Here is an 11,706-nt window from a genome sequence, read left to right as displayed (position 1 = left end):
GTCGTCGGAGGTGAGCCGGTGACGACGACCGTCGAGCCCGGCGCGCCGCCCACCCGGCGCGGTCTCGAGCTGCTGCTGCTGCTGCTCGCCATCGCGATCGTGCTGGTGGCGTGGGTGTCGGTCGACCTCAACCGCAACGGCACGGTACCGGCCAACATCGTGCCGGTGGCCGGCGGGCTGGTCGTGCTCGCGGTCGCCGTCCACATCGTGGTGCGTTGGCGGGCTGCCTACGCCGACCCGGTCCTGCTGCCCATCACGACGTGCCTGAACGGGCTCGGGCTCGTCATGATCCATCGGCTCGATCTTGCGGCCGGGCGGCTCGGTGCCGACGGCGACGCCTACCGGCAGATCATCTGGACCGCGATCGCCGTCATCCTCGCCGTCACCGTCATCATCGTGGTACGCGACCACCGGCTGCTGCGCCGCTACACCTACTGGTCCCTGCTCGTCGGTTTCATCCTGCTCCTGCTGCCGCTCCTGCCGGGCATCGGCCGCACCATCAACGGGTCCCGTATCTGGATCAGCGTCGGCGGCATGTCCTTCCAGCCCGGTGAGTTCGCCAAGATCGCGCTCGCCGTCTTCTTCGCCGGCTACCTCGTCGAGGCCCGCGACGTGCTCTCCCTGGCCGGCAAGAAGGTGCTCGGCTTCACCTTCCCGCGCGGCCGCGACCTCGGCCCGATCCTCGTCGCCTGGGTGCTGGCCCTGCTCATCCTCGTCTTCCAGAACGACCTCGGCACGGCCCTGCTCTTCTTCGGCCTGTTCGTCGCGATGCTCTACATCGCGACCGAGCGGGTCTCGTGGATCGCGATCGGCCTGGTCCTCTTCGCCGCGGCGGTGGTCTTCGCGATGTCGGCCTTCACCCACTTCCAGATCCGGGTCGCGCTCTGGCTCGACCCGTTCTCCGCCGCGAGCCTGGCCAAGTCGGACCAGCTCGCGAAGGGCATCTGGGGCCTCGGCGCCGGGGGCCTGACCGGCACCGGGCTCGGCGCGGGCCGGCCCTACCTGACCCCGTTCGCCGAGAGCGACTTCATCTTCCCGAGCCTCGGGGAGGAGCTCGGGCTCTTCGGCGCGATCGCGATCATCATGCTCTACCTGCTCTTCGTCGAACGCGGCATCCGCACCGCCCTCGGTGTGCGCGACGGCTTCGGCAAGCTCCTCGCGGCCGGGCTCTCGTTCTCCGTCGCCTTCCAGGTGTTCATCGTGATCGGCGGCGTGACCAGAGTCGTCCCGTTGACCGGCCTCACCACGCCGTTCCTGTCCCTCGGTGGGTCGTCGTTGCTCGCGAACTGGGTCATCATGACGATCCTGCTGCGGATCTCCGACCAGGCCCGGCGACCGATGCCGGAGGTTGAGCTTCCCCCACCCCGGAGCCCGAGCTCGGGAGACGAGACGCAGGTGGTGAGGATGCCGTGAACGCACCCATCCGCCGGCTGTCGACGCTGATCGCGCTGTTGTTCGTCACGCTGCTCGTGGCGACGACCTCGATCCAGTTCTTCCAGGCGCAGCGGCTCGGCGCGATGGCCGCCAACAAGCGCACCCTGCTCGACAACTACGCTCGCGAACGCGGCTCGATCATGGTCGCCGGCAAGCCGATCGCCGAGTCCGTCCAGGTGGATGACCAGTACAAGTGGCTTCGACGCTACCCACAGGCCCAGCTCTACTCGCAGGTGACGGGGTTCTACTCCTTCGGCGTCGGCAACCCCTTCGGGCTCGAGCACGCAGCCGACGGCCTGCTGTCCGGGCAGGCGGACACGCTCTTCGTACAGCGGATCACCGACCTCATCACCGGCCGGCAGACGTCCGGGGCCACCATCGAGCTGACGATCGACCCGAAGGCGCAGCGGGCCGCCGACCAAGGTCTCGGGGCCAGCCGTGGGGCGGTGGTGGCGCTCGACCCGAAGACCGGCGCGATCCTGGCCATGGTGAGTCACCCGCAGTTCGACCCCAACACCCTGTCGAGCCACGACTTCGACAAGGCCGGCAAGGCGTGGACGCGGCTGAAGAACGACCCGCAGAAGCCGTTCCTCAACCGGACGATCGACCAGCTCTACCCACCCGGCTCGACGTTCAAGGTCGTCACGGCCGCCGCTGCCCTGGAGAACGGTCTCGTGACCGGTGCGCAGTCGCAGGTGCCCGGGCCCGCCCAGCTCGACCTGCCCCTCACCGATGCCACGCTGCCCACCGAGAACGGCCTGCCGTGCGGGCCGGGCAACCGGACGACTCTGGTGCATGCTCTCGAGATCTCGTGCAACACCGCCTTCGGCGCCCTCGGCATGGAGCTCGGCGGCGAGAAGCTGCGGGCCCAGGCGGCCAAGTTCGGCTTCGGCGACAGCCTCACCGTCCCGATGCGGGTGGCGCCGAGCATCGTGCCTGCCGACCTCAACGCACCGCAGACCGCGCAGGCGGCCATCGGCCAGTACGACGTGCGGTCCACGCCCCTGCAGATGGCGCTCGTCGCTGCCGGGATCGCGAACCAGGGCCGGGTCATGACGCCCTACCTCATGGGTCAGGTCCGAAGCCCGAACCTCGACGTCATCTCGGCCGAGCCCAAGCCTCAGGAGCTCTCCCAGGCAGTCTCGGCCAAGACCGCCGCGATCGTCACGGACATGATGGTCTCGGTCGTCGACCACGGTTCCGGTGCACGGGCCCAGATCCCGGGGGTGAGAGTCGCCGGCAAGACGGGGACCGCCCAGCACGACCCGAACAAGGCACCGCACGCGTGGTTCATCAGCTTCGCCCCGGCCGACGACCCCCGGGTCGCCGTGGCGGTCATCGTCGAGGATGGCGGCGTCAACCACAGCGAGGTCGGCGGCGGCCGCGTCGCAGCACCGATCGCCCGGGACGTCATGGAGGCGGTGCTCCAGCCATGACCGAACGTGGGAGACAATCCTGCAAACCAACCACTCAGACCACGCACCATACGGATGGGACCCGGCTGTGTCAGATCGATCAGAGGTGGACGGCGTGAGCATCACCCCACGTGTCGTCGGTGGACGTTATGAGGTCGGTCGGCTGATCGGGCGGGGCGGCATGGCCGATGTGTACCTGGGCCATGACACCCGGCTGGGCCGGACCGTCGCGATCAAGATGCTGCGCCCCGACCTGGCCCGCGACCCGAACTTCCTGACCCGGTTCCGCCGCGAGGCTCAGTCGGCCGCCGGTCTGAACCACCCAGCGATCGTCGCCATCTACGACTCGGGCGAGGACGACGTCGACTCCCCCCACGGCCCGAACGTGCCCTTGGCGTACATCGTCATGGAGCACGTCGACGGCACCACCCTGCGGGACCGGCTGGTCCGGGACGGACCGCTCGAGCCGAGCGAGGCGATCCGGATCACGGAGGGGATCCTCGACGCCCTGTCCTACAGCCACCGGATGGGCATCGTGCATCGTGACATCAAGCCCGGCAACGTCATGCTCACGGAGAACGGCTCGGTCAAGGTGATGGACTTCGGGATCGCCCGAGCCGTCGCCGACAGCGCAGCGACCATGACGGCCACCCAGGCCGTCGTCGGCACGGCGCAGTACCTCTCACCGGAGCAGGCCCAGGGGCAGACCGTCGATGCCCGGACCGACCTGTACTCGACCGGGTGCGTGCTCTACGAGCTGCTCACCGGGCGCACCCCGTTCACCGGTGACTCGCCGGTCGCCATCGCCTACCAGCACGTCGGCGAGCAGCCGCAACCGCCGAGCATCTGGAACGCCGATGGGGGCGGTGACCTCGACGCGGTCACCCTCCACGCCCTTGCCAAGGAGCCCGACTCGCGGTACCCGGACGCGACCGCATTCCGCCGCGACCTGGAGAACGTCCGCCAGGGCCGCCCCATCAGCGCGGCCGCCCGCGGGGCGGCTGCCGGGCTGGGCGCCGCGGCCCTCACACAGACGCTGCCGGAGGCCAGCACTCCGACCGAGGTGCAGACGGTGCTCGAGGACACCACGAGGAGCACGGCCGATCTGCCGGCCGTCGGCCAGCCCGAGGAGGAGGCGCAGGCCGAGGGCAAGCGCAGGGGACGGCGGGCGGCCCTCATCACCGTGCTCGCCATCATCGCGCTGGCCGCCATCGGCTGGGGCGCGATGACCTGGTTCGGCAACCTGAAGCCGGCGGTCGTGAGCACGACCGTGCCGGGGATCACCGGGCTGACCGCCCAGCAGGCTGAGGCAGCGCTCACCCAACGCCACCTGAAGGGGGCTGCCACCGATGCTGCCGACCAGTCCGAGAAGGGAACGGTCTTCAAGCAGGAACCGGCCGAGGGCAAGACGGTCGACGAGGGCAGCACGGTCAACTACGTCGTCTCGACCGGTCCGGACACCGTGGCCGTGCCGGACGTGAAGGGTCTGACGCAGGAGCTGGCCACCCAGGCCCTCAAGGATCGGGGGCTGAGCGTGTCCGGCACGAAGGACGTCGACGACCCCTCCCAGGACAAGGGCAAGGTCGTCTCGACGAGCCCGGCCGCGGGCCAGACGGTCGACACCGGCTCGGCTGTCACCCTCAACCTCGCTTCAGGCAAGGTCGAGGTCCCGGACGACCTCGTCGGGCAGCAGTGGACCATCGTCTCGACCAGCCTCGCGAACGACTACCACCTCGTCGCCGTGCCCGTGGACGTCGACTCGAAGGACAAGACCCCCGGTGAGGTGCTCAGCGTCGAGCACGCCGGCGAGGTGGTCAAGGTCGGCTCCAGCATCAAGGTGAAGGTGGCCCAACGGCCGATCCCGACCGTCACCGCGACGCAGACCGTGACGGCGCCGCCGTCACCGGAGCCCACCACGCCGAAGCCGACCAGCACGGACGGCGGCGGCGAAGGCAACGACTGAGGCGCCGCACCACCCAAAACCGTCCAGATCCGGCGGGCCTCACCGGCGGCCCGCCGGTCGTCGTCTCCGGGACCAGGCGGGGACGCGCGCAGCTCGTCAGACGGCCCCGCTGACGAGGGGCGTCAGGCCCTCGGCCCGCGCGACCGCGTCCTCGTCACCGCACAGGTGCAGGAAGTTCGCGAGCATCCGGTGCCCCCCGTGCGTGAGCACACTCTCAGGGTGGAACTGCACCCCGTGCAACGGGAGGTCGAGGTGGCGCAGGCTCATGACGACACCTGAGGCTGTGCGACCGGTCACGACGAGCTCGTCCGGCAGCGTCTCCGGGACAACGGTCAGCGAGTGGTAGCGGGTCGCGGTGAACGGCGACGGCAGTCCCTGCAGGACGCCGGTTCCGTCATGGATCACCTCCGACGTCTTGCCGTGCAGCAGCTCCGGTGCTCGCGCCACCGTCGCGCCGAACGCCGCCGCGAGCGCCTGATGCCCGAGGCACACGCCGAACATCGGGCGTGAGTCGTCGGCGCAGGCGCGGACGAGGTCCATCGAGACACCCGCGCCCTCCGGTGTGCCCGGCCCGGGGGAGATGAGGACGCCGGCGTATGCCGCACAGTCCCCGGGCGCGACCGCGTCGTTGCGCGCCACGTGACATTCGGCGCCGAGCTGCTCGAGGTAGCCGACGATGGTGTAGACGAAGCTGTCGTAGTTGTCGACGACGAGGATGCGCGGCCCCATGGACGGCAGGGTATCCCCACCCGTCGAGGCGGCCGCGGCCGTGCTCAAAGGATGATAGCCGTGCTCAACGGATGACCTCGGCGCGGCTGAGGTCGACCGCGCCGGAGTAGGCGGGGAAGGTGGCGTCGGGCTCGACGGCGACCTCCCAACCGAGGCCGACGGCAACGACATACTGCTGGTATATCTGGATCGTCGGGTCGGCCGCGAGGGTCTGCTCCATCCGGGTCGTGTCACCCATCGCGGTGATGACGTAGGGCGGCGAGTAGACGCGACCCTGCAGGATGAGGGTGTTGCCGACGCACCGGACGGCGCTGGTCGAGATGACACGCTGGTCCTGGATCATCATCGCCTCGGCACCCCCGGCCCACAGCGCGTTGACGACGGCCTGGACGTCCTGCTGATGCACGATGACGTCGTCGGCGGTGAACTCGTCCGGGAGGGAGTCGAGGCTCACCTTCGAGTCGGTGAGGGTGACGGCCAGAGCCGGCCCGGTCACGGGTGTGCTTCCGGCCTCCACCGCCAGGGCGTCGGCCTCTTGGGTGAGCGCCTCGAGACGTTCGTCGCGGGGGGCGGCGTCGGAGGACAGCCGGTCGACCTCGCGCTGCAGGTCGTCGATCTGGGCAGCCGTCGTGGCGACGTGGTCGTTGGCCTCGATGATGAGCTGGGGCAGGTCCCGGTCGGCGCGCAGGTCGCTGCCCTGCGCCGCATGGAAGCTCATCGCGAACATGAGGCCTGCGATGGCTGTCACGCCCGGGACGAGGAGGGTCCAGACCCGCCAGCGGCGGCGTGGCAGGGCGTGCCGACCGGTCGGCACTGCGTCGTCCGGCGCGGCGGTCTGCACGGTCTGGGTCTCCGTCCTGATCTAGGCTTGTCCCATTCTGACCCAAGGAGCGTGCAGTGCCCGAGTCCAAAGGCCGCGACAAGAAGGCGGCGGCGTACACCGCGCCGACGAAGAGCAAGAGCGCCCAGCCGAACCCGACGTGGTGGGCTCCCACCTTCGTCACTCTGCTCATCCTCGGGCTGCTGTGGATCGTCGTGTACTACGTGACCGAGTACCGCTATCCCGTCTCGGCCCTCGGCCCGTGGAACCTCGGCGTGGGATTCGTGCTGCTGATGGCCGGCTTCATCATGACCATGCGGTGGCGCTGACACCGTCACCCTCGCCCCGTCGAGCGGGCGCCAAGTTCCTCGTCGGGTGGTCACGCCTTGCCGGTCGAGTGGGCGGCAACCGGTCAACTGGACTGTCCACACCGGGGACAACTCCTGTGGACATAGTTACAGCGCTGTGATTCATCCACAACTGTGGACATCCCGGTGGACAAGTGGATCCCACGCGACCATGGCTCCAGCCCTGTCGACGGGGTGATGATGCCCGCTCGAGGGGACGCGCACCGCCCTCTCCAGTGGATCGCGCACCGCCCGCACCGCCCTCTCGAGCGGCACCTGCGGCCCTCTCGACGGGTTGTCAGTGCTGGGTGAGCGGCTGGAAACGGCGCAGGCGCAGGCTGTTGCTCACGACGAAGACCGACGAGAACGCCATGGCGGCGCCGGCGAGCATCGGGTTGAGCAGGCCCGCCGCGGCGAGCGGCAGGGCCGCCACGTTGTAGGCGAACGCCCAGAAGAGGTTCCCCTTGATCGTGGCGAGCGTGCGCCGGGCCAGCCGGATCGCGTCGGCCGCGCTGCGCAGGTCGCCGCGCACCAACGTCAGGTCGCTCGCCTCGATCGCGACGTCGGTCCCGGTGCCCATCGCCAGGCCGAGGTCGGCCTGGGCGAGCGCCGCGGCGTCGTTGACCCCGTCACCGACCATCGCGACGACGCGGCCCTGGTCCTGCAGCTGCTTGACCACGTCGACCTTGTCGGCGGGCAGCACCTCGGCGATGACCTCGTCGGCCTCGATGCCGACCTCGGCCGCGACCGCACGCGCCGCGCGCTCGTTGTCGCCGGTGAGCAGGACCGGTCGCAGCCCGAGCCCGCGCAGCTCGGCGATGGCCCGGCCCGACGTGGGCTTGACGCTGTCGCCGACGACGAGGATGCCCCGGACCCCGCCGCGCCAGGCGACGTGCACGACGGTGAGTCCTTCCCCTTCGTAGCCGCGCGCCACGTCGTCGAGCTCGGTGCGGCGTGTCTCGTCCTGCTCAGTGAGGAAGGCGGGCCGTCCCACGACGACCTCGGTCCCCTCGACGACACCTGACACGCCCAGGCCGCTGGTGCTCGCGAAGTCGGACACCTCCGGCAACGAGTCGCCGACCCGTTCCCGCGCACCGGCCACGATGGCCCGGGCGATCGGGTGCTCGGAGGCGTGCTCGACGGCCCCGGCAAGGCGCAGCACGTGCTCCTCAGACTCCCCGTCGGCGGCTCGGACAGCCCGCAGCGACATCTGACCGGTCGTCACGGTGCCGGTCTTGTCGAGCACGACGGTGTCGACCCGCCGCGTCGACTCGAGGACCTCGGGCCCCTTGATGAGGATGCCGAGCTGGGCGCCACGCCCGGTGCCCACCATCAGCGCGGTCGGGGTCGCCAGCCCGAGCGCGCACGGGCACGCGATGATGAGCACCGAGACGGCTGCGGTGAACGCCGCGGTGCCGCCCGCACCGGACACGAGCCAGAAGACCAACGTCCCCACCGCGATCAGGATGACGATCGGCACGAAGACCCCGGAGATCCGGTCGGCGAGCCGCTGCATCTGGGCCTTGCCGTTCTGGGCCTCCTCGACGAGCCGAGCCATCTGGGCGAGCTGGGTGTCGGCACCGACCCGGGTGGCCTGCACGACGAGGCGCCCGCCGGCGTTGACCGTCGCGCCGGTGACGGCATCGCCGACACCGACCTCGACCGGGACCGACTCACCGGTCAGCATCGACACGTCGACGGCCGAGGTGCCTTCCTGCACGACCCCGTCGGTGGCGATCTTCTCGCCGGGCCGCACGACGAACCGGTCCCCGACCATGAGCCGCTCGGTCGGGATGCGCTCCTCACGCCAGCCATCCGGACCGGGCCGCAAGACCGCGACGTCCTTGCTGCCCAGCTCGAGCAGCGCCCGCAGCGCGGCCCCCGCCTGACGCTTCGAGCGGGCCTCGAAGTAGCGCCCGGCGAGGATGAAGGTCGTCACACCCGCGGCGACCTCGAGGTAGATGTTGCCTGCCCCGTCGCCCCGAGAGATGGTCAGCTCGAACGGATGGGTCATTCCCGGCATCCCGGCCGTGCCGAGGAAGAGGGCGTAGAGCGACCAGCCGAACGCCGCCAGCGTGCCCATCGAGATGAGCGTGTCCATGGTCGTCGTGCGGTGTCGCAGGTTGACCCACGCGGCCCGGTGGAACGGCCACGCACCCCACACGACCACCGGTGCGGCCAGGGTCAGCGACAGCCACTGCCAGTAGCGGAACTGCAGCGCGGGCACCATCGCGAGCACGATGACCGGGATGCTCAGTGCGGCCGAGACGAGCAGCCGCTGCCGCAGCTCACGCAGGTGCTCGTCGGCCGGGCTCGACTCGTCGGTGGACTGAGCACCCGCGGTAGGGGTGGTCGGCGCGGGCGGCAGCTCGGCGGCATACCCCGCCTCTTCGACGACGCGCACGAGGTCGGCGGGCGTCAGTGATCCGGGGAAGCTGACCTTCGCCTTCTCCGTGGCGTAGTTGACCGTTGCTGTGACGCCGTCGACCTTGTTCAGCTTGCGCTCGATGCGGTTGGCGCAGGACGCGCAGGTCATGCCGCTGATCGCAAGCTCGATGCCGGTGGTCGCGGGTGGCTGACCGAGCTGGTCGGTCACGGAACTCATGGGGTGCCTCACTTCACGGGGTATGACGCCCAGCCGGCTCCCGTGCTCGAGGGCACGCGCGAGCCGTTGGGTGTTCAGGCGAGCTGGTAGCCGGCCTCCTCGACGGCGGACCGTACGGCGGCCGCGTCGACGGGCTCGGCGCTGGTGATGGTGACCGCGCCGGAGTCGAGGACGACGTCGACCTGCTCGACGCCCGGGATCTCCCGGACCTCCTCGGTGACCGAGGCGACGCAGTGGCCGCAGGTCATTCCGGTGACGGTGTAGGTGACGGTCTGGCTCATGGGTGGTACCTCTCGGGTGGTGCTGGTCAGGTCTCGTGGTGCTGGTCAGGTCTGGGTCAGGAGCGGACGAGCCGTCGGATCGCCTCGGACGCCTCCTGCAGCTTGTGGTCGGCCTCGGGCCCGCCGTGCCGAGCGGCCTCGAGGACGCAGTGGTGCAGGTGCTCGTCGAGCAGGCCGAGCGCGACGGCCTGCAGCGCCTTGGTCATCGCCGAGACCTGGGTGACGATGTCGATGCAGTACTGCTCGTCCTCGACCATCCGCTGCAGTCCGCGGGCCTGGCCCTCGATGCGGCGCAGGCGCTTGAGGTAGTCGTCCTTGGTCCGGTTGTGGATGTAGCTGTGCTCGTGCCTCGGGACAGCGACCTCGGCGGCATCCGCCGGCACGGTGACGTCGTCGGTGGTGGTCATGGTGGGTCCTCTCGCCTTCCCCAACTGTCACTATACCCCCCTAGGGTAGTTGTTGCAAAGGACGAGCGCAGCCCAGGTGGGCACGCGCATCACCTGGCCGATCTGCGTCGCTTCGTCGGATCTGCGTCGCCTGCAGGCAGCGCACATTCGGCAACGCGACGCACCACCTGGCAGGCCCGGCGCCCACGCAGGCCGGCCCGAGGCGAGAACGCTGCGGCTCAGCGCCGGACCGCGATGGCCGTCAGCACCCGGATCGGCTCGGGTACGGAGAGGTACTTCACGACGGCGATCGCGACGACGACGACCAGCAGGGCGGTCAGGCCCGCCCAGACCAGGGCGGGCACGTCACGCCGACGGGCGAGGACCAGCAGGCCGGCCCCGGCGAGGCCGGTCACGAAGCCGCCGAGGTGGGCCTGCCAGGCGATGTTGGGGATGATGAAGCCGATGGCTGCGTTGATCAGGACGATGCCGTAGATGCCGGCTACGGAGCGGTTGAGGTGTCGGTTCAGCACGATGAGGGCGCCGAAGAGACCGAAGATCGCACCGGAGGCACCGACGACCGCGGTGACCCACGCCTGGTCCTGGCCGGTCGCGAGGCCGGCGATGGTCGGGTTGCCGGCGAGGATCAGCACCCCGACCTGGCCGCCGATGCCGCTGATGAGGTAGAGGGCAAGGAACCGCGCGCGCCCCATGAGCGGCTCGAGGTAGGAGCCGAGGATGTAGAGGGCGTACATGTTGAAGCCGATGTGCATGAGCGAGCGCGGGGAGTGCAGGAACATCGCGGTGACGAACCGCCACGGCTCGACCCACCCGGCGATCGGCGCGAAAGCGAAATCCGTCGTGAAGCCCGGCGAGACCCACTGGATGAGGAAGATGACGACGCAGATCCCGATGAGGGTGTAGGTGACGACCGGTTTGCCGTCGGTCACCCGCCCACCGAGGACGGTCGTGCTCTGCCGCGAGGTGCGTGCCGCCTCACGCACGCAGTCGACGCACTGGATGCCGACCGGCGCAGGACGCTGGCACTCCGGGCAGGCCGGGCGGCCGCATCGCTGGCAGCGCACGTAGGCCTCACGGTCGGGGTGCCGGGGGCACACCGGCGGGGCGTCCGGCTGCTGGCCAGCCCACGGCTGGATCGGGGGCTGGCCGCCAGCGCCGTTGTCCGCCAAGAAGGCTCAGTCCTCGATACTGACGGAGTCGATGAGCACGTCGTCGAGCGGCTTGTCGTTGGCGCCGGTCTTGACCTTGCCGATCTCGTCGACGACCTTGCGGGACGCCTCGTCGGTGACCTCGCCGAAGATCGTGTGCTTGCCGTGCAGCCAGGTGGTGGGGGCGGTCGTGATGAAGAACTGCGAGCCGTTGGTGCCCTTGCCCATTCGCTTGCCGGCGTTGGCCATGGCGAGGACGTAGGGCTTGGTGAAGTCCTTGTCCGGGTGGATCTCGTCGTCGAAGGTGTAGCCCGGGCCGCCGAAGCCCTGACCGACCGGGCACCCGCCCTGGATCATGAAGTTCGGGATGATCCGGTGGAAGGTCAGGCCGTCGTAGAACGGGGTCGGGTTGGTCCGGCCGGCTTCGTCCTTGTAGTCCTTCTGGCCCTTGGCCAGGCCGACGAAGTTCTCGACGGTCTTGGGCGCGTGGTCGGGGAACAGCTCGATGACGATATCGCCGTGGTTGGTGTGCAGGGTTGCCTTCATGTGGCAATCCT

General features: G+C 69.9%; 11 protein-coding genes. 4 read left to right on the top strand and 7 right to left on the bottom strand.

Annotated features, from left to right (window positions below; translation table 11 throughout):
* Nucleotides 1-18 precede the first annotated feature (18 nt).
* The 3 genes from L0H79_RS16265 to pknB all read left to right on the top strand — a co-directional run bounded on the left by L0H79_RS16265 (nt 19) and on the right by pknB (nt 4,812).
* A complete protein-coding gene (locus tag L0H79_RS16265) occupies nt 19-1,413 on the top strand; it encodes an FtsW/RodA/SpoVE family cell cycle protein (RefSeq protein ID WP_301485685.1) in 1,395 nt (464 codons plus the stop codon).
* Nucleotides 1,410-2,870, top strand: a complete 1,461-nt coding sequence (locus tag L0H79_RS16260) for a penicillin-binding protein 2 (protein ID WP_301485683.1) — start codon at nt 1,410-1,412, stop codon at nt 2,868-2,870. Before L0H79_RS16265 ends, L0H79_RS16260 begins: the two co-directional genes overlap by 4 nt.
* A gap of 94 nt (nt 2,871-2,964) precedes the next feature.
* Nucleotides 2,965-4,812, top strand: a complete 1,848-nt coding sequence (pknB, locus tag L0H79_RS16255) for a Stk1 family PASTA domain-containing Ser/Thr kinase (protein ID WP_301485682.1) — start codon at nt 2,965-2,967, stop codon at nt 4,810-4,812.
* 96 nt (nt 4,813-4,908) lie between these two features.
* Here the strand turns inward: pknB and L0H79_RS16250 are convergent, their stop codons facing one another.
* Together L0H79_RS16250 and L0H79_RS16245 are read right to left on the bottom strand one after the other, a co-directional pair.
* Nucleotides 4,909-5,541 carry an aminodeoxychorismate/anthranilate synthase component II gene (locus L0H79_RS16250; RefSeq protein WP_301485681.1) on the bottom strand — a complete coding sequence of 211 codons (633 nt, stop codon included), beginning with the start codon at nt 5,539-5,541 and terminating at the stop codon, nt 4,909-4,911.
* Between the two features lie 64 nt (nt 5,542-5,605).
* Nucleotides 5,606-6,382, bottom strand: a complete 777-nt coding sequence (locus L0H79_RS16245; protein WP_301485679.1) for a DUF881 domain-containing protein — start codon at nt 6,380-6,382, stop codon at nt 5,606-5,608.
* 56 nt (nt 6,383-6,438) lie between these two features.
* On the opposite strand from L0H79_RS16245, the gene L0H79_RS16240 reads away from it, so the two are divergent.
* On the top strand, nt 6,439-6,690 hold the full coding sequence (locus L0H79_RS16240; RefSeq protein WP_301485678.1) for a cell division protein CrgA: 252 nt from the start codon (nt 6,439-6,441) through the stop codon (nt 6,688-6,690).
* Between the two features lie 316 nt (nt 6,691-7,006).
* Here the strand turns inward: L0H79_RS16240 and L0H79_RS16235 are convergent, their stop codons facing one another.
* The 5 genes from L0H79_RS16235 to L0H79_RS16215 all read right to left on the bottom strand — a co-directional run bounded on the left by L0H79_RS16235 (nt 7,007) and on the right by L0H79_RS16215 (nt 11,695).
* The gene (locus L0H79_RS16235) at nt 7,007-9,313 is read right to left on the bottom strand and encodes a cation-translocating P-type ATPase (RefSeq protein ID WP_301485677.1); all 2,307 of its coding nucleotides are present in this window, start codon (nt 9,311-9,313) and stop codon (nt 7,007-7,009) included.
* A gap of 74 nt (nt 9,314-9,387) precedes the next feature.
* A complete protein-coding gene (locus L0H79_RS16230; protein ID WP_301485676.1) occupies nt 9,388-9,594 on the bottom strand; it encodes a heavy-metal-associated domain-containing protein in 207 nt (68 codons plus the stop codon).
* A gap of 56 nt (nt 9,595-9,650) precedes the next feature.
* Nucleotides 9,651-10,001 (bottom strand): metal-sensitive transcriptional regulator, encoded by a 351-nt coding sequence (locus L0H79_RS16225; RefSeq protein WP_301485675.1) that lies wholly within the window; start codon nt 9,999-10,001, stop codon nt 9,651-9,653.
* A 218-nt stretch (nt 10,002-10,219) separates the two neighbouring features.
* On the bottom strand, nt 10,220-11,170 hold the full coding sequence (locus L0H79_RS16220; protein ID WP_301485674.1) for a rhomboid family intramembrane serine protease: 951 nt from the start codon (nt 11,168-11,170) through the stop codon (nt 10,220-10,222).
* Nucleotides 11,171-11,176: 6 nt separating this feature from the next.
* A complete protein-coding gene (locus L0H79_RS16215) occupies nt 11,177-11,695 on the bottom strand; it encodes a peptidylprolyl isomerase (RefSeq protein ID WP_301485684.1) in 519 nt (172 codons plus the stop codon).
* Between the last annotated feature and the right edge of the window lie 11 nt (nt 11,696-11,706).

The organism is Intrasporangium sp. (genome assembly GCF_030452765.1).
GTDB lineage: Bacteria > Actinomycetota > Actinomycetes > Actinomycetales > Dermatophilaceae > Intrasporangium_A.
Note: the sequence above shows the minus strand (reverse complement) of the source record. Positions and strands in the feature narration are given on the sequence as shown.

Bases quoted from the DNA above. Each gene is read 5' to 3' on its own strand.
- L0H79_RS16250 (WP_301485681.1), bottom strand. From the start codon at position 5,541: ATGGGGCCGCGCATCCTCGTCGTCGACAACTACGACAGCTTCGTCTAC.
- L0H79_RS16235 (WP_301485677.1), bottom strand. From the start codon at position 9,313: ATGAGTTCCGTGACCGACCAGCTCGGTCAGCCACCCGCGACCACCGGC.
- L0H79_RS16230 (WP_301485676.1), bottom strand. From the start codon at position 9,594: ATGAGCCAGACCGTCACCTACACCGTCACCGGAATGACCTGCGGCCAC.
- L0H79_RS16225 (WP_301485675.1), bottom strand. From the start codon at position 10,001: ATGACCACCACCGACGACGTCACCGTGCCGGCGGATGCCGCCGAGGTC.
- L0H79_RS16215 (WP_301485684.1), bottom strand. From the start codon at position 11,695: ATGAAGGCAACCCTGCACACCAACCACGGCGATATCGTCATCGAGCTG.